Annotated in this window: 17 protein-coding genes; 8 read left to right on the forward strand and 9 right to left on the reverse strand. The window is 68.0% G+C overall.

Features of this window, described 5'->3' with window-relative positions; genetic code table 11:
• Positions 1-4: 4 nt before the first annotated feature.
• A complete protein-coding gene (locus tag ACYVKR_RS23365; RefSeq protein ID WP_460483380.1) occupies positions 5-982 on the reverse strand; it encodes a guanosine monophosphate reductase in 978 nt (325 codons plus the stop codon).
• A gap of 177 nt (positions 983-1,159) precedes the next feature.
• On the opposite strand from ACYVKR_RS23365, the gene ACYVKR_RS23370 reads away from it, so the two are divergent.
• Positions 1,160-3,640 (forward strand): UvrD-helicase domain-containing protein, encoded by a 2,481-nt coding sequence (locus ACYVKR_RS23370; RefSeq protein WP_460483381.1) that lies wholly within the window; start codon positions 1,160-1,162, stop codon positions 3,638-3,640.
• Here the strand turns inward: ACYVKR_RS23370 and ACYVKR_RS23375 are convergent.
• The 3 genes from ACYVKR_RS23375 to ACYVKR_RS23385 all read right to left on the reverse strand — a co-directional run bounded on the left by ACYVKR_RS23375 (position 3,637) and on the right by ACYVKR_RS23385 (position 5,888).
• Entirely contained in the window at positions 3,637-4,434 is a 798-nt protein-coding gene (locus ACYVKR_RS23375) for a BPSS1780 family membrane protein (protein WP_460483382.1), read from the reverse strand. The genes ACYVKR_RS23370 and ACYVKR_RS23375 overlap by 4 nt on opposite strands.
• Positions 4,435-4,482: 48 nt before the next feature.
• Positions 4,483-5,436, reverse strand: coding sequence for a homoserine kinase (locus tag ACYVKR_RS23380; protein ID WP_460483383.1), 954 nt, complete (start codon positions 5,434-5,436; stop codon positions 4,483-4,485).
• Positions 5,437-5,519: 83 nt separating this feature from the next.
• Positions 5,520-5,888 carry a hypothetical protein gene (locus tag ACYVKR_RS23385; RefSeq protein WP_460483384.1) on the reverse strand — a complete coding sequence of 123 codons (369 nt, stop codon included), beginning with the start codon at positions 5,886-5,888 and terminating at the stop codon, positions 5,520-5,522.
• A gap of 53 nt (positions 5,889-5,941) precedes the next feature.
• Here ACYVKR_RS23385 and polA point away from each other — a divergent pair, with 53 nt between their 5' ends.
• Both polA and ACYVKR_RS23395 read left to right on the forward strand, forming a co-directional pair.
• Positions 5,942-8,701, forward strand: coding sequence for a DNA polymerase I (gene polA, locus ACYVKR_RS23390; RefSeq protein ID WP_460483385.1), 2,760 nt, complete (start codon positions 5,942-5,944; stop codon positions 8,699-8,701).
• A gap of 2 nt (positions 8,702-8,703) precedes the next feature.
• Positions 8,704-9,933 (forward strand): Lcl C-terminal domain-containing protein, encoded by a 1,230-nt coding sequence (locus ACYVKR_RS23395; protein ID WP_460483386.1) that lies wholly within the window; start codon positions 8,704-8,706, stop codon positions 9,931-9,933.
• Here ACYVKR_RS23395 and ACYVKR_RS23400 read toward each other — a convergent pair.
• Complete coding sequence (locus ACYVKR_RS23400; RefSeq protein WP_460483387.1) at positions 9,882-11,486, reverse strand: MFS transporter; 1,605 nt, start codon at positions 11,484-11,486, stop codon at positions 9,882-9,884. The two genes, ACYVKR_RS23395 and ACYVKR_RS23400, sit on opposite strands and share 52 nt — an antisense overlap.
• A 140-nt stretch (positions 11,487-11,626) precedes the next feature.
• Between ACYVKR_RS23400 and ACYVKR_RS23405 the strand changes: the two genes are divergently transcribed.
• Both ACYVKR_RS23405 and ACYVKR_RS23410 read left to right on the forward strand, forming a co-directional pair.
• Entirely contained in the window at positions 11,627-12,535 is a 909-nt protein-coding gene (locus ACYVKR_RS23405) for a LysR family transcriptional regulator (RefSeq protein ID WP_460483388.1), read from the forward strand.
• A gap of 166 nt (positions 12,536-12,701) precedes the next feature.
• On the forward strand, positions 12,702-13,526 hold the full coding sequence (locus ACYVKR_RS23410; RefSeq protein WP_460483389.1) for a ZIP family metal transporter: 825 nt from the start codon (positions 12,702-12,704) through the stop codon (positions 13,524-13,526).
• Positions 13,527-13,656: 130 nt separating this feature from the next.
• On the opposite strand, the gene ACYVKR_RS23415 is transcribed toward ACYVKR_RS23410, so the two are convergent.
• Positions 13,657-14,307 (reverse strand): response regulator transcription factor, encoded by a 651-nt coding sequence (locus ACYVKR_RS23415; protein WP_460483390.1) that lies wholly within the window; start codon positions 14,305-14,307, stop codon positions 13,657-13,659.
• Positions 14,304-15,731, reverse strand: coding sequence for a cache domain-containing protein (locus ACYVKR_RS23420; protein ID WP_460483391.1), 1,428 nt, complete (start codon positions 15,729-15,731; stop codon positions 14,304-14,306). The genes ACYVKR_RS23415 and ACYVKR_RS23420 overlap by 4 nt, the downstream gene beginning before the upstream one ends.
• A 576-nt stretch (positions 15,732-16,307) precedes the next feature.
• Here ACYVKR_RS23420 and ACYVKR_RS23425 point away from each other — a divergent pair.
• Together ACYVKR_RS23425 and ACYVKR_RS23430 are read left to right on the forward strand one after the other, a co-directional pair.
• Positions 16,308-16,778, forward strand: a complete 471-nt coding sequence (locus tag ACYVKR_RS23425) for a Rid family detoxifying hydrolase (RefSeq protein WP_460483392.1) — start codon at positions 16,308-16,310, stop codon at positions 16,776-16,778.
• Between the two features lie 39 nt (positions 16,779-16,817).
• Complete coding sequence (locus tag ACYVKR_RS23430; protein WP_460483393.1) at positions 16,818-18,287, forward strand: aminotransferase class V-fold PLP-dependent enzyme; 1,470 nt, start codon at positions 16,818-16,820, stop codon at positions 18,285-18,287.
• A gap of 197 nt (positions 18,288-18,484) precedes the next feature.
• Here ACYVKR_RS23430 and ACYVKR_RS23435 read toward each other — a convergent pair whose 3' ends face one another.
• Positions 18,485-19,213 (reverse strand): LytR/AlgR family response regulator transcription factor, encoded by a 729-nt coding sequence (locus ACYVKR_RS23435; protein WP_460483394.1) that lies wholly within the window; start codon positions 19,211-19,213, stop codon positions 18,485-18,487.
• Positions 19,214-19,251: 38 nt separating this feature from the next.
• A complete protein-coding gene (locus ACYVKR_RS23440; protein WP_460483395.1) occupies positions 19,252-20,283 on the reverse strand; it encodes a sensor histidine kinase in 1,032 nt (343 codons plus the stop codon).
• A gap of 94 nt (positions 20,284-20,377) precedes the next feature.
• Between ACYVKR_RS23440 and argH the strand changes: the two genes are divergently transcribed.
• Positions 20,378-21,838 (forward strand): argininosuccinate lyase, encoded by a 1,461-nt coding sequence (gene argH / locus ACYVKR_RS23445; RefSeq protein ID WP_460483396.1) that lies wholly within the window; start codon positions 20,378-20,380, stop codon positions 21,836-21,838.
• Positions 21,839-21,855: the final 17 nt, after the last annotated feature.

Below are 21,855 nucleotides of genomic sequence, written 5' to 3' on the forward strand. Positions count from 1 at the left end.
TGCATCACATCAGCAAGTGCTCGCCCTGGTTGTCGCCGCCCAGGATCACGTAGTTGACCTTGCGGATGTCCATGAGCTTCTTGCCGCCCGAGTAGCTGATGGAGGACTGCACGTCCTGCTGCATCTCGGTCAGCGTGTCGGCCAAAAGTCCCTTGACGGGCTCGAGGATGCGCTTGCCTTCCACGTGCTTGTACTCGCCCTTGTTGAAGTCCGAGGCCGAGCCGTAGTATTCCTTGAAGCGCTGGCCGTTTTCCTCGACGGTCTGGCCGGGCGACTCCTCGTGGCCGGCGAACAGCGAGCCGATCATGATCATGGTGGCGCCGAAGCGGATGCTCTTGGCGATGTCGCCGTGGCTGCGGATGCCGCCGTCGGCAATGATGGGTTTGGTGGCCACGCGTGCGCACCACTTGAGGGCCGACAGCTGCCAGCCGCCCGTGCCGAAGCCGGTCTTGAGCTTGGTGATGCAGACCTTGCCCGGGCCGATGCCGACCTTGGTCGCGTCGGCGCCCCAGTTTTCCAGGTCGATCACGGCCTCGGGCGTGCCCACGTTGCCGGCGATCACGAAGGCCGCGGGGATCTTGGCCTTCAGGTACTGGATCATGTTCTTCACGCTGTCGGCATGGCCGTGGGCGATGTCGATGGTGATGTACTCGGGGCAGACGCCTTCGGCCACGAAGCGGTCGACGGTGTCGTAGTCAGGCTGCTTCACGCCCAGCGAGATCGACGCGAACAGGCCCTTGGACTGCATGTCCTTGGTGAAGGCCACGTTGTCGATGTCGAAGCGGTGCATCACGTAGAAGAAGCCGTTCTGCGCCAGGAAGGTGCAGATCTTCTCGTCCACCACCGTCTTCATGTTGGCGGGCACCACCGGCAGCTTGAAGCTGCGGTTGCCCAGCTCCACGCTGGTGTCGCATTCGGCGCGGCTTTCCACGCGGCACTTGCGGGGCAGCAAGAGGATGTTGTCGTAGTCGAAGATTTCCATGAGATCCAAGCTCCATGCAATAAATACAAGTGGGATGGGCGCTTGGTCTGGCAACCGGTGCTTGTGGCGCCGGCAGCGGAGTCCGGGCACAAAAAACCGGGCCAAGAAAACTTGGGCCCGGTGATTGATTCTAGCAGCATTGGATCGGAGGCTCCGCACCTGCCGCACAATACACCCATGTTTCCGAATGACCTGTTCGATGCCGCGCCGGGCCCAGACGGCCCGGATGCGCCGCTGCCGCTGCTGCACAACCTCAACCCCGAACAACTCGCCGCCGTGACCCTGCCCGAAGGGCATGCGCTGATCCTTGCCGGCGCGGGCTCGGGTAAGACGCGGGTGCTCACCACGCGCATCGCCTGGCTGCTGCAGACCGGCCGCGCCTCGCCGGGCGGCATCCTGGCCGTGACTTTCACCAACAAGGCCGCCAAGGAGATGCTGACCCGCCTGTCCGCGATGCTGCCGGTGAACGTGCGCGGCATGTGGATCGGCACCTTCCACGGCCTGTGCAACCGCCTGCTGCGCGCGCACTACCAGTCGGCGCAGCTGCCGCAGGGCTTCCAGATTCTCGACACGCAGGACCAGCTCTCGGCCATCAAGCGGCTGTGCAAGCAGTTCAACGTGGACGAGGAGGCCTTTCCGCCCAAGCAGCTGCAGTACTTCATCTCCGGCTGCAAGGAAGAGGGCATGCGCCCCGGCGACGTGCCTGCGCGCGATCAGAGCGACCGCCGCAAGGTCGAGCTGTACCAGCTCTACGAGGAGCAGTGCCAGCGCGAGGGCGTGGTTGACTTCGGCGAGCTGATGCTGCGCAGCTACGAGCTGCTGCGCGACAACGCACCGATCCGCGAGCATTACCAGCGGCGCTTCCGCCACATCCTGGTCGACGAGTTCCAGGACACCAACCGCCTGCAGTACCTGTGGCTCAAGCAGCTGGCGGGCCACGAGGCGGGCGGGCGCTTCGTTGCTACCGGCAGCGTGATCGCGGTGGGCGACGACGACCAGAGCATCTACGCCTTCCGCGGCGCGCGCGTGGGCAACATGCAGGACTTCGTGCGCGAGTTCGACGTGCGCCAGCAGATCAAGCTGGAGCAGAACTACCGCAGCTACAGCAACATCCTTGACTCGGCCAACGCACTGATCGCCAACAACCGCGGCCGCCTGGGTAAGAACCTGCGCACCACGCAAGGCCCGGGCGAGCCGGTGCGGGTGCACGAGGCCGTGACCGACATGGCCGAGTCGCAGTGGATCGTCGAGGAGATCAAGGCGCTGGTCAAAAGCGACGGCGTGGCGCGGCAGGAGATCGCCGTGCTCTACCGCAGCAACGCACAGAGCCGCATCCTCGAAACCTCGCTATTCAATGCCGGCATCCCGTACCGCGTGTACGGCGGGCTGCGCTTCTTCGAGCGCGCCGAAATCAAGCATGCGCTGGCCTACCTGCGCTTGCTGGAGCAGCCGCACGACGACACCAGCTTCATGCGGGTGGTGAACTTTCCGCCGCGCGGCATCGGCGCCCGCAGCATCGAGCAGCTGCAGGAGGCCGCGCGCGGCGCGGGCTGCTCGCTGCATGACGCGGTCACGCTGGTGGCGGGCAAGGCCGGCGCCAAGCTGCAGGCCTTCGTCGCGCTGGTGGATGTGCTGCGCGAGGAGACGCAGGGTGCCACGCTGCGCCAGACCATAGAGCGCATGCTCGAGGCCAGCGGCCTGGTCGAGCACTACCGCACCGAAAAGGAAGGCGCGGACCGCATCGACAACCTGGGCGAACTGGTGACGGCGGCCGAGAGCTTCGTCACGCAGGAGGGCTTTGGCCGCGATGCGGTGGCGCTGCCCACCGATGAGCTGGCCGACGCGGCCGCGGGCATTCCCGCCGCGGGGCAAAGCCCGGTCAGCCAGGGCCTGAACCCGAACCAGCCGGTGCTGGACGAGCCGCTGGCGGCCACGCCGGCGCCCGCGCACCTGGTCAACCCCGATACCGGCGAGACCCTGTCGCCGCTGGTGGCCTTCCTGGCGCATGCCTCGCTCGAGGCCGGCGACAACCAGGCCCAGGCCGGGCAGGACGCGGTGCAGCTGATGACCGTGCATGCCAGCAAGGGGCTGGAGTTCGACGTGGTCTTCATCTCGGGCCTGGAGGAGGGCCTGTTCCCGCACGAGAACGCGATGAGCGACCAGCAGGGCCTGGAGGAAGAGCGCCGGCTGATGTACGTGGCCATCACCCGCGCGCGCCAGCGCCTGTACCTGAGCACCACGCAGACCCGCATGCTGCACGGCTCCACGCGCTACAACATCCGCAGCCGCTTTCTGGACGAACTGCCCGAGCACGCGCTCAAGTGGATCACGCCCAAGCACTCGGGCTTTGGCAGCGGCATGGGCAGTCTTGCTTTCAATTCAGGAGCGGGTGGCGCTTATCGGACGGGCGCTGGAGGTGGATTTGGCTCCAAATCTGCGAGCCTGGAACGCTTTGCCAGCCCGCCGGTGCCACCGCAGAAGGCCGAGCCCGCGCACGGCATCAAGGTGGGGCGGCAGGTGTTCCACAACAAGTTCGGCGAAGGCAAGGTGTTGGCCGTGGAAGGCCAGGGCGACGATGCACGCGCGCAGGTGAACTTCCCGCGTCACGGCACCAAGTGGCTGGCGCTGGCCGTGGCCAAACTGACGCTGGTGGATTAGTCTTCGAGCACCGGCGAGCCGTCCGGTGCGTCGAAGCAGTCGCGGAAACTGAAGACGATGGAGGCCATGAACATGGCCGCCAGCATCAGCGAGCCCAGCACCATCAGGCCCACGGCCGCCCAGGTGCCGAGCAGGGCGCCCAGCAGCGTGGCCAGCAGGGCCAGCGCCATGCCGATGCCCAGGCTCACGCCCATCCAGGCCAGACCGAACATCAGGAAGGCCGACATGTTGCGCATGCAGGCCACAAGGCTGAAGAACACGGCCTTCACGGCCGGCACGCGGTGCCAGTAGATCAGCCCTGGCGCATGCCAGAACAGCATGGACAGCGGCACGTACAGCACCAGCGTGAGCAGCATGGCGAGCTGGAACTCGGGCTGCTCCACCACCTCGCGGCTGATCGCGCCGCCCATCAGGTTGAGCTTGGCGAACTGGCCGCCGTCAGCGATGGCGGAGATGCCCAGCACCACCACGAAGCCCAGCGCATACAGGCCGCCCAGCACCACGAAGGCGTTGCGGCGCTGCGGGTCCATGCGCAGCGCCTGGATGATGGTGCCCAGCGTGGGCCGTTCGCCTTGCTGCGTGACGGCGGCCGCCACCATCATCATCAGCGTGGACAGCGGCAGCAGGCCAAGCGCCACGGCAGCGCCCACCACCGGGATGGAGCCGATCAGCGACATCAGCATCATGCTGAAGAAGAACAGGGAAGTGAGGGCCAGCGGCTGGGCGAAGAAGGTCTTGATGCCTGCCTGCACCCAGGCGGTGCCCTGGCGCGCGGTTGCGATGCGGAGTTTCATGCTGGTTGCACTGTAGCGCAGCGGGCAATGGGTGGTAGGGGCCGGGGTTTACCAGGCCAGGGGCACCGCCACGCGCTGGCGCAGCACGCGCTCGAAGTGCGTGGGGTCGTGCGGTGTGAGCATGCTGGCCTCGCGCGGCAGGTAGTAGTCCCACAGCCGCGAGATCCAGAAGCGCAGCGCCCCGGCGCGCAGCATGGCGCCCAGCAGCTCGCGCTCGGGCGCGGTCAGCGGCCGCACCGCCTGGTAGCTGGCCAGCAGCGCCTGGGCGCGAGCTTCGTCCATCTCGCCGGTGGCGAGGTCGATGCACCAGTCGTTCAGGCACACGGCGATGTCGAACAGGAAGGTATCGACGCCGGCGAAGTAGAAGTCGAAGATGCCGGTGAGCTGCTCGCCCTCGAACATGGCGTTGTCGCGGAACAGGTCGGCATGCACCGGCCCGCGCGGCAGCGCCTGGTAGGCGGCCGAGGCGGCGATGTGGTTCTGGTAGGCGAGCTCCGAGCGCAGCAGCTCGGCGGCGGCCGGCTCCAGGTAGGGCAGCACCACGGGCACGGTCTCGTTCCACCACGGCAGGCCGCGCAGGTTGGGCTGCTGGCGCGGGTAGTCGCGCCCGGCCAGGTGCATGCGGGCCAGCATCTCGCCCAGCGAGCGGCAGTGCGGCACCTGCGGGGCCAGCTGGCTCTTGCCGGCCAGCTTGTTGACGATGGCGGCGGGCTTGCCCTGCACTTCGAGCAGGATGTCGCCGGTCTTGGCGTCGGCCTGCGGCTCGGGCACGGGAACGCCCGCCAGCGCCAGGTGCTTCATCAGGTACAGGTAGAAGGGCAACTGCTCGGCCGTGAGGCGCTCGAACAGCGTGAGCACGTACTCACCCTGGTCGGTGGTCAGGAAGTAGTTGGTGTTCTCGATGCCGCCTTCGATTCCGCGCAGCGATTGCAACTGGCCCAGCGGCACGCGGCGCAGCAAAGCCTTGGCGGCTTTTTCGGAAACTTCGGTGAAAACGGCCATGGGACGACGATCCGCAAAACAAAGCCAGCCGAAGACGGCTGGCCGGGTACATGAAAGGACGGATTATCGCCTATGCGTGCGGGTCAGAAACTGCCGAACTTCCAGACGCGGGGGTTCTTGTTGGCGTTGTCGTTGAAGCCCTGGGGCCGGTTGCGCACGCCGTCGGACGGCGTGACCTCGTAGGCGGGCATGTTGCCCTTCTTGGGCTGCACGGTGATGCTCTGCGTCTGGCCGCCGATGCGAACCTCGTCGACGCGGCTGCCGGCGTCCTCGATGCGCAGGTGCTCGGCCTTCTGGTTGCGCTTGCTGTTCGGCTCGTCGGCGGACGATTCCGTCGGGGCGGGGGCCGCCTGGGCCGCGGGTTCGGCCGCAGCGGAGCTGCCGGCCGTCTGGGCCTGGGCGGTGCCGGCCGCCAGCAGGCCGGCCAGAAGAAGGTGAACAGTTGCGCGCATGCCTCGATTGTAGTTTGCATGCCGCTGTCTGCATACACAGGCACAATGTCAGCATGAGTAATAGCCCCAATTTTGTGCTGGTGGATGGCTCCAGCTATCTGTACCGCGCCTTCCATGCCATGCCCGATCTGCGCGCCGTGCCCGGCGACCCGTCGAGCGCCGCCACGGGGGCGATCCGGGGCATGATCAACATGATGCAGGCACTGTCCAAGGAGGTGCATGCCGACTACGCCGCCTGCGTGTTCGATGCCAGCGGCCCGACCTTCCGCGACGATCTCTACCCGGAGTACAAGTCGCACCGCCCGCCCATGCCCGACGACCTGCGCAGCCAGATCGATCCCATCCACGAGGTGGTGCGCCTGCTGGGCTGGCCGGTGCTCGCCGTGAAGGGCGTGGAGGCGGACGACGTGATTGGCACGCTGGCGCGCGCGGCGGCCGCCCAGGGCATGAACGTCGTCATCTCCAGCGGCGACAAGGACCTGTCGCAGCTGGTGGACGAGCGCATCACCATCATCGACACCATGAACGGCAAGAAGCGCGACGTGGCGGGCGTGACGGCCGAGTTCGGCGTGCCTCCGGCGCTGATGATCGACTTCCAGGCCCTGGTCGGCGACACCGTGGACAACGTGCCCGGCGTGCCCAAGGTCGGCCCCAAGACGGCGGCCAAGTGGCTGCAGGAATACGGCTCGCTCGACCAGCTGATGGCGCGGGCCGGCGAGATCAAGGGCGTGGCGGGGCAGAACCTGCGCGACACGCTGGCCTGGCTGCCCACGGGACGCCAGCTGGTCACGATCAAGACCGACTGCGAGGATCTGCCCGCGCTGGATGCGCTGGCGCTGCAAAAGCCTGCCGAGGCCGACCTGCTGGCGTTCTACGAGCGCTACGGCTTTCGCACGCTGGCGCGCTCGACCAAGGAGGCCAAGGAAGTGAAGGAGCCTGCGGTGGCTGCCGCGGGCAGCACCGGCGACCTGTTTGCCGTTGGCGAGGCCGAGCCCGCCGCGGCCGCACCGGCCACCCGCTACGACGTGGTGCTCGACTGGGAGAGCTTCGAACGCTGGCTGCAGAAGATCGAGGCGGCTCCGCTGACGGCCATCGATACCGAAACCACCTCGCTCGACGAGATGCAGGCCGAGATCGTCGGCATCAGCCTGAGCACGGCGGTGGGCGAGGCGGCCTACATCCCGCTGCGCCACGAGGGCGTGGACGTACCGGTGCAGCTGCCTTTCGACGAGGTGCTGGCGCGTCTCAGGCCCTGGCTGGAGAACCCTGAACGCAAGAAGCTGGGCCAGCACGTCAAGTACGACCGCCATGTGTTCGCCAACCACGGCATCGACGTGCAGGGCTATGCGCACGACACCATGCTGCAGAGCTATGTGCTCGAAGTGCACAAGCCCCACGGCCTGGCCAGCCTGGCCGAGCGCCACACCGGCCGCGTGGGGCTGAACTACGAAGACCTGTGCGGCAAGGGCGTGCACCAGATCCCGTTCAGCCAGGTGCCGGTGGACCGGGCCGCGCAGTACTCGTGCGAAGACTCGGACATGACGCTGAACGTGCACGAGGTGCTGTGGCCGCAGCTCGAGGCCGATGCGCCGCTGCGCGGCATCTACGAGCTGGAGATGGCGACCAGCGAGTCGCTGTTCCGCGTGGAGCGCAATGGCGTGCTGATCGACGCCCAGGAGCTGGCGGCGCAAAGCCATGCGCTGGGCCAGCGCATCGTGGCGCTGGAGCAGCAGGCCTACGAGATCGCCGGCCAGCCCTTCAACCTGGCCAGCCCCAAGCAACTGGGCGAGATCTTCTTCGACAAGCTGGGCCTGCCCGTCATCAAGAAGACCGCGACCGGCGGTCGCAGCACCGACGAGGAGGTGCTGGAGAAGCTGGCGCTGGACTACCCGCTGCCGGCCAAGATCCTCGAGCACCGCAGCCTCTCCAAGCTCAAGGGCACCTACACCGACAAGCTGGCGCTGATGGTGTCGCCGCGCACCGGCCGCGTGCACACGCACTACGCGCAGGCGGTGGCGGTGACGGGCCGGCTGTCGAGCAACGATCCCAACCTGCAAAACATCCCCGTGCGCACCGCCGAGGGCCGGCGCGTCCGCGAGGCCTTCGTCGCGCCCGAGGGCCGGGTCATCGCCAGCGCCGACTACTCGCAGATCGAGCTGCGCATCATGGCCCACATCAGCGGCGACGAGAACCTGCTCAAGGCCTTCCGCGACGGCGTGGACGTGCACCGCGCCACGGCGGCCGAGGTGTTCGGCGTGGCGCCGGACGAGGTCAGCAGCGAGCAGCGCCGCTATGCCAAGGTCATCAACTTCGGCCTGATCTACGGCATGAGCAGCTTCGGCCTTGCGCGCAACCTGGGCATCGAGAACAAGGCCGCCGCCGCCTACATCGACAAGTACTTCCAGCGCTATCCGGGCGTGAAGGCCTACATGGACGAGACCAAGGCCCAGGCCAAGGAGCGCGGCTATGTCGAGACCGTGTTCGGCCGGCGCCTGTACCTGCCCGAGATCAACTCGCCCAACGGCCCGCGCCGCAGCGCCGCCGAGCGCGCGGCCATCAACGCGCCGATGCAGGGCACGGCGGCCGACCTGATCAAGAAGGCCATGGTGCGCGTGCAGCAGGTGCTGGACGCGGAGCGGCCCGATGTGCTGATGATCATGCAGGTACATGACGAACTGGTGTTCGAGCTGCCCGCCTCGCAGGAGGCCTGGGTGCGCGACACCATCCCGCGGCTGATGGCCGAGATTGCCACGCTCGAGGTGCCGCTGCTGGCCGAGGTGGGCGTGGGCCCGAACTGGGAAAAGGCGCACTGAGCATGGCCCGGGCCATTGCGGCAGCGCTGGCGCTGCTGGCCATGGCCCCGGCGCTGGCCGCCGAGCCGCCCGTACCGGCCAAGGTGCCGCCCACCGGCGCGCAAACCTGCCTGGCCCTGGGCCCCCAACTGGACGGCTGGCCCACGCCCCAGCCATGCACCGACGCCGGGCCGGGCGCGCTGATCCCCAAGCAGGACGGCATGCGGGGCGCGGGCTTGCCGGCCTACGAGGCGGTGGCCGATTTCCCCCTGACCTCGTGCGTGCGCGACCGCATTTCCGGCCTGGTCTGGGAGGGCAAGACCGACAGCGGCAAGCTGGAGTGGATGCGCAGGACGGCTGGGCCGCAGGGCACCGGCAAGCTGATCGACACCTACGGTCCGCAGCACGAGCCCGCGCCGGGCAGCCGGGCCAACACCGATGCCTATTCCTACCATGGCGATGGCCGGCCGGGCGACGCCATGGCCTATGTGGCACAGGTGAACGCGATGCGGCTGTGCGGCTTTGGCGACTGGCGCCTGCCCACCGTGTTCGAGCTGTTCGGCATCACTGCGTTCGACGGGGTGTCCGACCCTGCGGCACAACCCGGCTACCAGTTGAGCATCGACGCGCGCTGGTTTCCCCACACCGTGCCGGGGCACTACCTGGCTGCCGAGCCCAGCGACCAGACCCGCATGTGGTGCGTGGACTTCGTGATGGCCTATGTCTTCACCTGCAACCGCCGGATGGAGCGCAGGCCGCCGCCGCTGTTCGTGCGCCTGGTGCGGGGCCCGGAGGCGCCCGAGACCGGCCGCTGGCGCGAGGCGCCCGACGAACGCGGCGTGCCCGGCGGCATCGTGGAAGACCGCTACACCGGCCTGGCCTGGCGGCGTTGCGAGGAGCCGCAGCGCTGGAACGGCCGCAGTTGCACCGGCGAGGCCAGGCGCTACAACCTGGTGCATGCCTTGCAGTACGCCAGCCTGCAGAAGGGCTGGCGCCTGCCGACGATCAAGGAGGTGAACAGCCTGCCCGAGCGCTGGTTCAAGCAGCTGGACATCCCTGCCACGGACTTCCCCGGGCCCGGCCCGGAGCAGCAGCCGCTGCGCGCGGGCTACTGGTCGGCCACCATCTGCGGCGGCAGCCCCGCAACGAAGACCGCCAGGGCGTCAGTCAGCGGCTGGGCGCTGGGCGGCGGTGGCGACATCTATTGCGAGGCGCGGCCGATGCGCCTGGGAGTACGCCTGGTGCGGGAATGAGGCCCGGGGTTTGTGTCTGCATTGCGGGGCCCGAGCGGACGGCGTTCAAAGAGCAGGAAACTGGCCGCGGCCAGGGCCCACACGCCCAGCCCGCCGTACAGCATGACCTGGCCAAAGCCATGTGCCATGGCCGCCTGCACCGCGGTGCCCGTGGGGTCGTAGGCGGCCAGGGCATGGACTTCGCCGCCGGCGGCGATGCGCTCGGCCAAGGTGTTCAGCGGCAGCGCCTCGGCGGCGGGCGGCAGCGCGCGCCGCAGGTGTGCGGCAATGCCCTGCAGCAGCAGGAAGCCCATCATCGCGATGTTCAGTGCCAGCGTGATCAGCCGGGCGCTCATGTCTATGCCCGAGGCCATGCCGGCGCGCGCGCTCGGCACCGCGCCGGTGGTGGTATTGGTCACGGGGGTGTTGGTCAGACCCAGGCCGATGCCGGCCAGCACGCTGCCGGGCAGCAACGTGAGCCAGCTCGCCTGCGCCGCCTGGCTGCCCTGCCGCATCAGCAGGAATCCCAGGCCGATGGTGAACAGCCCGAGCGGGATGACCCGGCTGGCGTGGTAGCGCAGCGCCAGCCGCTCGGCCAGCGGCGGCACCAGCAAGGTGGGCAGCGTATAGGCCAGCAGCGACAGCCCGGCGGGCACCACGCCATAGCCCAGCGCGCTCTGGAAGTAGAGCGGCAGATAGATCACGAAGGGCCAGAAGCTGAAGTTCATGCCGATGGAGCCCATGAGGGCGCCCGAGAAATCGCGGATGCGAAAGACGCCGAAGTCGAACATCGGGTGTGGGCTGCGCTTTTCCACCCACAAGAAAGCCGCGAAGCACAGGGCCGATGCCGCCAGGATGCCGAGGCCGGCGGCGCTGGCGAAGCCCAGCGCCGGGCCCTGGGTGATGAAGTAGCTCAGCCCGAACACGGCCAGCGACAGCGTGGCGATGCCGGGCAGGTCCAGCCGGCCGGGCTGCGGGTCGCGCGACTCGCGCACGCTGGTGCCGATCAGCACCAGGGTCAGGGCCGACAGCGGCGCATGCACCAGGAAGACCCAGCGCCAGTCCGACAGCGCCACGATCAGCCCGCCGACGATGGGCCCGAAGCCCAGGCCTATGCCCGCGACGATGCCCCACACCGCAAACGCCCGCGCCCGCTCGCGGCCCTGCCGGAACTGGTGCGAAAGGATGGCGAACTGGCAGATCAGCATGGCGCCGCCGCCCACGCCCTGCGCAAAGCGCGCGGCGATCAGCAGCGGCGCGCTGGTGGCCAGGCCGCAGGCCAGCGAGCTGAGGCCGAACAGCGACAGGCTCAAAAGCAGCATGCGCCGGCGGCCATAGCGGTCGGCCAGCGTGCCCGCGCCCATCAGCACCGTGGTGCAGGCGATGGTGTAGGCATTCATGATCCATTGCGCGTCGCGGAAGTCCGCGTGCAGCACGTCCTCCAGCGTGTTCAGGATGACGGGCACGCTGGAGTTCTCCAGGCCGAACATCAGGGCCACGAGGCACAGGGCGATGAGGGCGGTCAGGTTGCCGCGGCCTTCGGGAGGGGCCGCCGGCGGCGAGGTGGGGGACATGGGGCATCTCCATAGGTGCTTGGGGCGGGCCACCACAGCGAGGCCCGGCATGCGAACCACTGTATGGGGAATTAATTTCCGTATTGGCGATTTATTTTTCGATAATTGGGGCTTCAAAAGAGCCAATCAGGAGCCACCTTATGGATGACCGATTCGATGGCGTTGCCACCTTCCTGCATATCGTGGACAGCGGCAGCCTGACGCTGGCGGCCGAGCGCCTGAACCTCACCCGATCGGCGGTGGGCAAGGCGCTGGCGCGGCTGGAGGCCCGCCTGGGCGTGCGCCTGCTGCATCGCACCACGCGCAGCCAGCGCCTGACCGAGGACGGCCAGGCGTATTACGAGCACTGCCTGCGCGCCCAGGCCGAGCTGGATGCCGCGGAGGCCGGTCTGCAAAGCGGCCAGCGCGAGCCGCGCGGCACGCTGCGCGTGAGCGTGCCGCTGGCCTTCGGCCACCACTACGCGGCGCCGGCCTTGCTGGGCCTGGCGCAGCGCTTTGCGCAGCTGCAGATCGACATCCGTTTCGGCGACCGCGTCGTCGACCTGGCGCAGGAGGGGTTCGACCTTGCCGTGCGCATCGGCGGGCTGCCCGACAGCGACCAGTTAGTGGCCCGCCGGCTCGGCATGCAGGCGGTCGGCCTGGCCGCCGCGCCCGCCTACCTGGAGCGGCACGGCACGCCGGCCGGCATCGACGACCTGGCGCGGCACCGGCGCATCGGCTACAGCGGCGCGGGGGCCGAATGGGGCTGGGAAGTGCAGGGGCCGGACGGCGCGCCCCGGCCGGTGCGGCTGCCGGCCAGCATCAGCCTCGACGATGTGCAGGCCATGGCCGATGCCGCCATCGCCGGCCTGGGCCTGGCCTGGCTGCCGACCTGGCTGCGTGCGCGCTATGTGGAGAGCGGGCAGCTGGCGCCGGTGCTGGACGGCTACCGCGCGCGGCCGCAGCCCGTGCATGCCGTGTGGCTGCGCAGCCGCCACCTGCCGGCAAAGACGCGCTGCGCCATCGATGCGCTGGTGGCCTGCATTCCGCCGCGCATGGAGCAGCCCTGAGCGGCGGGCCGTGGCCGGACCCGGCCGGGGTTTGCCGGGGGGCTTGACAGCTGCTGTAGCCTGGATGAATGGCCTGCTGCGGCGGGCCCGGGTTTCTGCGAGAATTCGCGGGTTCGCCTACCGCAGGGTCCACCTGCGAAGGCATATGAATAAAGCGTAAATAGCTATGGTATTGGGAGCAATCATTCTGGCCACCCTGGCTGCCGGTCTCGGCAGCGTCTGGGTGGCCGCGTTGTTGATGCGGCTGGGCGGCCGCCACCGTTCGGACGCGATGCCCCAGCGCCTGCTGAGCCTGGCGGCCGGCGCGCTGCTGGCCACCGCCTTCATGCACCTGCTGCCCGAGGCCTTCGAGGGCGGCGAGGAGCCGCACAAGCTGTTCGCCACCTTGCTGATCGGCGTGGTTTTCTTCTTCCTGCTCGACAAGGCCGAGCTGTGGCACCATGGCCACGAGCACGGCCACCACGAGCCGGCCCATGGCGCACACGCGCACCATCCGCATGGTCACGACCACGGCCACCACCATGCCCACGGCCATGGCGGCTCGGGCGGCTGGTCGGTGCTGGCAGGCGACAGCGTGCACTGCTTTGGCGACGGCATCCTGATCGCGTCGGCCTTCCTGGCCGATCCCTGGCTGGGCGCGGTGGCGGCGCTGTCGGTGCTGGCGCACGAGGTGCCGCACCACATGGGCGACCTGGTGGTGCTGGGCCAGGGGCGCGGCACGGCCCTGCTCAAGCTGTCGCTGGCGGGCACCGTGACGGCGCTGGGCGGCGTGCTGGGTTACTTCCTGGTGCAGTCGCTGGAGGGCGTGCTGCCGTACTTTTTGGTGGTCGCTTCCAGCAGCTTCATCTACGTGGCGCTGGCCGACCTGATCCCGCAGCTGCAGCGCCGCCTGACCATGCGCCAGACCGTGCAGCAGGTGCTGTCGCTGCTGCTGGGCATGGCGGTGGTGATGCTGGTGAGCGGCATGGTGCACCACGGCCACGCGCACTGAGGCGGCGGGTGGTCTGCAAAAATCGTAGCTGCCCGCGCTCGTCACCATTGGTTTTCAGATGTGAAAATGCCTGAAAACGAAAAATAGCTTGCGCTGCAAGCTATTTTTTTGAGAGTGGCTCGATGGCCGTTCAGCCGGCGCGCGGGTCGTGCACCAGATCGGCGTGGGCCACGGCGTACTTCACCAGCGCGGCCTGGCCCTCGATGCCCAGCTTGCGGCGCAGGTGCAGGCGGTGCGTTTCGACGGTGCGCACCGACATGCCCATCAGCGCCGCGATCTCCTTGTTCGAGCGGCCCTGCGACACCCACTGCAGCACGCCGGCCTCGCGCGGGGTGAGGCGCCTGCCGGAGTGCGGCTCGGGCAGCTCGTCGCCCAGCAGGTGCTCGATGCCGGGGCTGAAATAGCGCTCGCCGCGGTACACGGTCTCGATGGCCTCGATCAGGCACTGCGCGGGTGCATCCTTGAGCACATAGCCCTGTGCGCCCAGCGACACGGCGCGGCGCACGTACTCGGGGTCTTCGTGCATCGACAGCACCAGCACGCGCACCTGCGGAAACTGCTCGCGGAACTGCGCCGCGAGGTGGATGCCGCTGGCGTTGGGCATGCGGATGTCGGTGATGACGATGTCGGGCTCCAGCAACTGCGCCATCGGCAGGGCCTCGGCCACGCTGCCGGCCTCGCCGGCCACGCGGATGTTCTCGGTCGCCTCCAGCCGCATGCGCACGCCGTCGCGCACGAAGGGATGGTCGTCCACCAGAAGGATGCGGATCGTAGCGGTCATGGCGCGAAGGGGGCGGGTTGGAGTGGCGTGGGGGCGGCTTCCGCTGCGGAAGACGGGCCGGGGAAATCGAGCACCGCCGCGATGCGCGTGCCGCGGTGGTTCGAGCTGAGCAGGAAGCGCCCGCCCAGGCCCTCGATGCGTTCGCGCATGTTGCGCAGGCCGATGCCGCCCTGGCAGTCGCGCTGCACGCGGCGCAGATCGAACCCCTGGCCGTCGTCGCGCACCTCGAGCATGACGTGGCGGCGGTAGAAGTGCAGCGCCACGTCCACGCGCGAGGCGCGGGCGTGGCTCTGGGCGTTGGTCACGGCCTCCTGCACCACGCGGAACAGCGCCGTGCCGTGGCTGGTGGGCAGCTGCTGCACCTGGCCGTGCGTGGCGAAGTACATGGCGATGCCGCCCTGGGCGCAGACCTGCTCGCTCATCAGCGCCAGTGCCGGGGTCAGGCCCAGGTCGTCGAGCAGCGCGGGGCGCAGCGCGTGCGAGACGCGGCGGATCTCGAGCAGCGCATGGTTCAGCCGCTCCAGCCCCTGGTCGAGCGCCTGGCGCGGCAGGGGCTGACCGGCGGCGTTCTGCGGCGCCTGCCGCTGCCATTGCGACTGGGCGGTTTCGAGCAGGAACTTGGACGACACCAGCACCTGCACCACGCCGTCGTGCAGCTCGCGCGCCACGCGCACCCGCTCTTCTTCCTGCGAATAGACCACGCGCTGCGCCAGGCGGCGCAGCTTGGTGCTCGAGACGCGGTGGTCGCTGAGGTTCAGCGCCATGCCCGCGGCGCCGATCAGCACCATGCACAGCGCCGCGATCGCATAGATGCGCCAGCGCGTGGCGGCGATGTTCTGCTGGGCCTGCTCGTCGATCTTGCGCAGCGCCGTCTCCACGTCGTCGAGGTACAGGCCCGTGCCCAGGGCCCAGCCCCACTGCGGCACCGGCGTGACGTAGCCCAGCTTGGGCGCCATCTGCTGCGACGAGGGCTTCTGCCACGCGTAGCGCACCAGGCCGCCGCCGCCCTTGGCCGTGTCGAGGATGAGCTTGGCCGGCACCGCGCCCGTGGGGCTGTTGGGGTCGCACAGGTCCACGCCCGACAGGCCCATCTGCTGGGCGTCGAGCAGCACGTTGCCGTCCTTGTCGTAGACGAAGAAATAGCCGTCCTTGCCGAACTGCATGCGCGACAGCATGGCCAGCGCCTGGCGCTGCTGCTGGGCCGCGTCCTCGCCGTTGCCCATGATGCGCGTCAGCGCGCTGTTGGCCAGCTGCACGTAGTGGCGCAGCTCGGTCTCCTTGCTGCTCAGGTAGGCCGACTCGACCAGCGTGCGCTCCTGCCGCGCCAGCGCCAGCGTCTGCTTCTGCACGGTGACCGCCACCAGCCCCAGTGCGAGCAGCACCGGGATGACGCACAGGAACATCAGTTTGAGGCGGAGTTGCATAGGCGATGGTGAAAAGGGAAGGCCTGGATTTTTAGCGCATGGCGCTGCATCCAGGCAGTCCGGACGGCGACAGGAGCAGCCCCGCGCGCGGCCGAGAATGCCGGCGGCCCGCGCAGGTTCTGCAATGATTTTTAATATGATTCAAACTGAAAAACCCAATTTCCAATAGAGGGCATTGCATGATTGATTTCGGTGCATAACTGCGCTTATGACCACGCTGCGCACCAGCAAAGCACCGCAGAAAAAGCCCGCAGCTTTCCCGCGGCAGGACGATAGCGCAAATTCCATGCCATGCATGATATTTGTTGCAATTTATCGCAATTAAAAAGCCGCCTCCTGGGAGAAAGCCTTGCGTATTGCTACGTAGATACCCCGCCTGCGTAGTGCTGCGTAAGGGAAAAAAACGATTATCCGAAGCCCATGGCACTGCCTACAATTTTTACCCATGGACCGATTATCGGGTGCTGGAATCCGCGTGAATCCAATATCTGCAACGGGCGCGCATAGGGTCCTGAAAATATCCGGCATGGTTATGTCGGGTGAATGCGCGGTTTTCATGTCATGGGGGAGTAATCCATGGGTATTCGAGTGAATATGCGTCGGTTGGCCGTGGTGTGCGGCGCGGGCGTGCTGGCAGTGGGACTGGCTGGCTGCGCTGCGCCGAACAAGCGCGAGGTGCTGTCGACCTCGCAGATCTATCCGGCCATCGGGCCGTATTCGCAGATGGTGTCGCATGGCAACACCATCTACTTCTCGGGCGTGTTGCCGCTGAATGCCGAAGGCAACGCGGTGAACGGCAAGACCATCGAGGAGCAGACCCGTGCCGTGCTCGACTTCATCGGCGCCAAGCTGCGCTCGCAGGGGCTGGGCTACGAGGATGTGCTGGCCACCTCGGTCTACATGAAGGACCTGAACGAGTTCGCGGCCATGAACAAGGTCTATGGCGAGTATTTCAAGTCGGCGGCTCCGGCGCGGGCCACCGTGGAGGTCGCACGCCTGCCGCGCGACGTGAAGATCGAGATCGCAGCCGTCGTCGGCCGCCGCTGATCCGGGCATTTCCCAACGAATTTCTGAATGGAGTCACCAATGAACCAAGAAACTTCCATGATGACGGCCGAGCAGTCGGCTTGCGATACAACAATGGGCCTGGGTGATACGACCAAGTGGACAGCCAAGCGGCGCGACTTCCTGCGCATCCTGGGCTGGGGCGCCGGCGCCACGGCCCTGGGCCCGCTGGTGGCGGCCTGCGGCAGCGGCAACGCGCAGACGGCGGCCGAGGCCATGCGTGCCCAACTGATGCAGGACGAGGCCTTCTGGACCAGCGTGCAAAACATGTTCACGCTGAACCCGGACAAGACCTTCATGAACATCGGCACCGCCGGCTCCATGCCCAAGCTGGTGCTGGACGTGTTCGACACCGAGAACCGCAAGAAGGCCGCCGAATCGGGCAACGGCTACAGCAACCTGCTGGACCAGCGCAAGCTCGTGGCGCCCGGCTTCGGCGTCGATCCCGAAGAGCTGGCCTTCTCGGCCAACACCTCGTCGGGCATGTGCCACGCCATCCTGGGCCTGGACTGGAAGGCCGGCGACGTGGTCGTCACCACCAACCATGAGCACGGCGGCGGCGACACCCCGCTGAACATTGCCCGCGACCGCTACGGCATCGAGATCTCGCGCATTGCCATGCCGGTGGGCAACAACCAGACGGCCGCGACCTACGTGGAGCTGTTCGACAAGCGCATCACCGAACTCAAGGCCGCGGGCAAGAACGTGCGCGCCATGATGTGGTCCTCGCCCACCTACAAGACCGGCACCATGCTGCCCATCGCCGACCTGATGGGCGTGGTCAAGAAGCACGGCCTGATCAGCATCGTGGACGGCGCCCACCTGCCGGGCATGATGGCCTACAACTACGCCGAGCTGGGCATGGACTTCATGTCCGGCGCCGGCCACAAGTGGCAGTGCGGCCCGGGCTCCACCGGCATCCTCATCATCCGCAACAAGGTGCGCCCCTCCAACCCGCTGCCCCTGCCCAAGTGGTTCCCGGTGCACACCAGCAGCTACAACATGGCCGACCGCAACGCCACGGCCTACGACGTGGCGGCTTCCGTCACCTCGTGCGGCAGCGTGCACACGCCCATGTTCCTGGCCCTGGTGCAGGCCTGCCAGCAGTGGGACCAGATCGGCCGCAAGAAGATCGAGACCTACGACCTGACGCTGGCCTCGTACCTGAAGGAGAAGATCGCCGAGCGCTGGGGCGTGGACTCGCTGTACTCGCCGAAGGACGACCCCAAGCTGCTGTCGGCGCTGACCTCGTTCAACCCCTTCTTCAAGAAGAACAAGGACGACATCATGGACGCCGCCAAGTCCAGCGCCTTCGTGGCGCGCATGCTCAGCGACTACCCGCAGCACTTCATCGTCCGCAACGCCAACTTCGCGGTGATCGGCGCGCCCAAGGACCACTACGGCGTGCGCGTGTCCACCCACCTGTGGCATGACGCCAACGACGTGGACAAGCTGGTCGACGCCATGTGGGATCTGGCCAACAAGATGTAAGCGGCTTCACCGGCGCAACCCCACGCTTCGCCCCGGCCCTGCAGCTCTGCAGGGCCGGGGCGAAGTTCTTTGGTTTCAAAAAGAATAGCTGCTGGCGCTCAATGGATAAGCCATTCAGATGGTTTTTTATCTGAATGGGTTGAGTAGAAAGCGCGAGGCGCTCCTGATTTTGATAGCGGCCGTCCGTTTGCGCGGTGTCAGCGCGCAATCTCCTCGCGCACGGCCGCGAGCTGGCGGCGCGAGATCGGCAGGCGCTCGGGCAGGCCCTGCAGGCGCACGCCCCAGCCTTCGCCGCTTTCCGGGTCCACGTACTTCTCGACCGCGCGCATCGCGCCGCGGGCCACCAGCGCGTTGCGGTGCACCCGCAGGAAGCGGCCGGTATGGCGCAGCTCCAGCTCATTGAGCGAGCCATCCATGATGTAGCTGCGGCGCGCGGTGCGCACGGTGATGTACTTCTGCTCGGCCTTGAGGTACAGCACCTCGGCCAGCGGCACGCGCTCGGTGCGGCCCCGGTCGTGGATCAGCAGCGCCTCGCCGTCGTCCGCGGGCTCGGGCGCCATGGCGCTGCGGCGCAGCTTGGCCAGCGCCTGCTGCAGGCGCTCCAGCCGCACCGGCTTGGTCAGGTAGTCCACCGCGTTCAGGTCGAAGGCCTGCAGCGCATGCTCGGCATGGGCGGTGACGAAGATCACCTCGGGCGGCGCGGGCAGGGCGGCCAGGGCCTGGGCCAGCGCCAGGCCGCTCTGGCCGGGCATGTGGATGTCCAGCAGCAGCACGTCGAACGCCGGCCCGGCCTGGGCCAGGCGCTGCAGCGCCTCGTCGGCGCGGGCGGCCTCGTGGATGTCGCCGGGGGCGAGGCCGGCCTCGCCCAGCAGGCGCGCGAGGCGGCTGCGGGCCAGGGTTTCGTCGTCAACGATCAGGATGCGCATGCTCGGGGAACCAGGGTGTCTGTCGGTGATGGGGGCTTTCAAGCCGGAATGGTAATGCGCACCCAGTAGTGCCCATTCTTGTGCGAGGTGTGGAAGTCGCATTCCAGATCGTAGAGCAGGCGCAGGCGCTTTCGCACATTGGCCAGCGCGATGCCGGTGCCGCTCCTGCGGCCCGGCTCGGCGGGGCCGGGCGGCGGCGCGGTGTTCATGATCTGGATCTGCACGGTGCCCGCGCGCCGGCGGGTGGCGACGATGATCTTGCCGTGGCCCTGGCCGGGCTCGATGCCGTGCTTGACGGCGTTTTCCACCAGCGGCTGCAGCAGCAGCGGCGGCACCACCGCGGCGTCGGCGCGCGAGTCCAGGTTCCACTGCACGTTCATGCGGTCGTCGAAGCGCACCTGCTCGATGGCCAGGTAGCGGCGCGCGAGCAGGATCTCGTCGCCCAGCGTCGAGGTGTCGCCCTGCTCGGTGAGGGCGTGGCGGAACAGGTCGCTCAGGTCCTCGAGCATGCTCTCGGCCTTGCGCGGATCGACCTGCACCAGCGCGATGGCGCTGTTGAGGGCGTTGAACAGGAAGTGCGGGCGGATGCGCGCCTGCAGTTCCGCCAGCCGCGCCGTGGTGGCCGCCGGCGTGCGCCCCTGGGCGCGCCACTGCAGTGCGGTCACCACCATCGCCGCCAGCAGCGCGCCGGCGGCGGCGCAGGCCGGCCAGGCCACCGGGGCGGCGCCGATGTTGGCCCAGTAGTACACCAGGGCGCCCATCAGCCCGCACAGCGCGCCCAGCGCGGCGCCGGCGGCGTACTGCGCGGCCATGCCGTAGCGCTGCAGCAACTGTTTCTGCGAGCACGCGGCCAGCAGCCACAGCAGCGTGGCGGGCAGGCTGGCGGCGGTGAGCAGGGCCACGCTGGCCAGCCAGTCGCCCGCGCCGGCAGCGCCGAAGCCCGCGCCAATGGCCACCACGATCTCCACCAGCAGCACGGTGCGGATCACGACGCTGGCGGTGCAGACGTCGAACACCAGGGCGCTGCTGGCCGGCGGGAGACTGGTGTCGGTGGTGGAAGGTAACGGCATGGCTATAGAATTCCGGCACGCATTTATCACAATGAATGGCCGATATGCCGGCTTGCGGCATGCGGCAAGCAGCTTAACCCGATTTTTCCCAGCCATGACCACCCCAACGTCCCCCGCCGCCAGCCACAACCAGCTCGACACCAAGGCCGAAGCCTGGTCGGCCCTGTTCTCCGAGCCCATGAGCGACCTGGTCAAGCGCTACACCTCCAGCGTGTTCTTCGACAAGCGCCTGTGGCAGGCCGACATCGCCGGCAGCCTGGCGCACGCCGAGATGCTGGCAGCCCAGGGCATCATCGGCGCGCAGGACCACGCCAGCATCCAGCAGGGCATGGCGCAGATCACGGCCGAGATCGAGTCCGGCCAGTTCGAGTGGAAGCTGGACCTGGAGGACGTGCACCTGAACATCGAGGCGCGCCTGACGCAGTTGGTGGGCGACGCCGGCAAGCGCCTGCACACCGGCCGCAGCCGCAACGACCAGGTGGCCACCGACGTGCGCCTGTGGCTGCGCGGCGAGATCGGGCTGATCGACGGCCTGCTGTCCGAACTGCAGCGCTCGCTGGTCGAGGTGGCCGCGAAGAACGTGGACGTGATCCTGCCCGGCTTCACCCACCTGCAGGTGGCGCAGCCGGTGAGCTTTGCCCACCACCTGCTGGCCTATGTGGAGATGTTCCGCCGCGACCAGGAGCGCATGCGCGACACCAACAAGCGGGTCAACGTGCTGCCGCTGGGCAGCGCTGCGCTGGCCGGCACCACCTACCCGCTGGACCGCGAGCGCGTGGCCCGCACGCTGGGCATGGACGGCGTATGCCAGAACAGCCTGGACGGCGTGAGCGACCGCGACTTCGCCATCGAGTTCACCTCGGCCGCCAGCCTGTGCATGGTGCACATCTCGCGCCTGTCCGAGGAACTGATCATCTGGATGAGCCAGAACTTCGGCTTCATCCGCATCGCCGACCGCTTCACCACCGGCTCGTCGATCATGCCGCAGAAGAAGAACCCCGACGTGCCCGAACTCGCGCGCGGCAAGACCGGCCGCGTGGTCGGCCACCTGATGGGCCTGATCACGCTGATGAAGGGCCAGCCCCTGGCCTACAACAAGGACAACCAGGAAGACAAGGAGCCGCTGTTCGACACGGTGGACACGCTCAAGGACACGCTGCGCATCTTCGCCGAGATGATCGGCGGCCAGGTGAACCCGGCCACCGGCGCGAAGGAGGGCGGCATCACCGTCAACGCCGACAACATGCGCGCCGCCGCGCTCAAGGGCTACGCCACGGCCACCGACCTCGCCGACTACCTGGTCAAGAAGGGCCTGCCCTTCCGCGACGCGCACGAGACCGTGGCCCATGCCGTGAAGCTGGCCTCGCAAAAGGGCGTGGACTTGACCGAGCTGCCGCTGGCCGAGCTGCAGGCCTTCAACCCGAACATCGAAGCCGATGTGTTCGACGCGCTGAGCCTGGAAGGCTCGCTCAACGCCCGCAACACGCTGGGCGGCACCGCGCCGGCCCAGGTGCGTGCGCAGCTGGCGCGCCACCAGGCTCGCCTGGCCGGCTGATTCCCCTCCAACCCTTG

The sequence above is a fragment of the Comamonas humi genome (genome assembly GCF_054782535.1).

Coding starts and splice junctions, on each gene's coding strand:
- ACYVKR_RS23365 (WP_460483380.1), bottom strand. CDS start 982: ATGGAAATCTTCGACTACGACAACATCCTCTTGCTGCCCCGCAAGTGC.
- ACYVKR_RS23370 (WP_460483381.1), top strand. CDS start 1,160: ATGTTTCCGAATGACCTGTTCGATGCCGCGCCGGGCCCAGACGGCCCG.
- ACYVKR_RS23375 (WP_460483382.1), bottom strand. CDS start 4,434: ATGAAACTCCGCATCGCAACCGCGCGCCAGGGCACCGCCTGGGTGCAG.
- ACYVKR_RS23380 (WP_460483383.1), bottom strand. CDS start 5,436: ATGGCCGTTTTCACCGAAGTTTCCGAAAAAGCCGCCAAGGCTTTGCTG.
- ACYVKR_RS23385 (WP_460483384.1), bottom strand. CDS start 5,888: ATGCGCGCAACTGTTCACCTTCTTCTGGCCGGCCTGCTGGCGGCCGGC.
- polA (WP_460483385.1), top strand. CDS start 5,942: ATGAGTAATAGCCCCAATTTTGTGCTGGTGGATGGCTCCAGCTATCTG.
- ACYVKR_RS23395 (WP_460483386.1), top strand. CDS start 8,704: ATGGCCCGGGCCATTGCGGCAGCGCTGGCGCTGCTGGCCATGGCCCCG.
- ACYVKR_RS23400 (WP_460483387.1), bottom strand. CDS start 11,486: ATGTCCCCCACCTCGCCGCCGGCGGCCCCTCCCGAAGGCCGCGGCAAC.
- ACYVKR_RS23405 (WP_460483388.1), top strand. CDS start 11,627: ATGGATGACCGATTCGATGGCGTTGCCACCTTCCTGCATATCGTGGAC.
- ACYVKR_RS23410 (WP_460483389.1), top strand. CDS start 12,702: ATGGTATTGGGAGCAATCATTCTGGCCACCCTGGCTGCCGGTCTCGGC.
- ACYVKR_RS23415 (WP_460483390.1), bottom strand. CDS start 14,307: ATGACCGCTACGATCCGCATCCTTCTGGTGGACGACCATCCCTTCGTG.
- ACYVKR_RS23420 (WP_460483391.1), bottom strand. CDS start 15,731: ATGCAACTCCGCCTCAAACTGATGTTCCTGTGCGTCATCCCGGTGCTG.
- ACYVKR_RS23425 (WP_460483392.1), top strand. CDS start 16,308: ATGGGTATTCGAGTGAATATGCGTCGGTTGGCCGTGGTGTGCGGCGCG.
- ACYVKR_RS23430 (WP_460483393.1), top strand. CDS start 16,818: ATGAACCAAGAAACTTCCATGATGACGGCCGAGCAGTCGGCTTGCGAT.
- ACYVKR_RS23435 (WP_460483394.1), bottom strand. CDS start 19,213: ATGCGCATCCTGATCGTTGACGACGAAACCCTGGCCCGCAGCCGCCTC.
- ACYVKR_RS23440 (WP_460483395.1), bottom strand. CDS start 20,283: ATGCCGTTACCTTCCACCACCGACACCAGTCTCCCGCCGGCCAGCAGC.
- argH (WP_460483396.1), top strand. CDS start 20,378: ATGACCACCCCAACGTCCCCCGCCGCCAGCCACAACCAGCTCGACACC.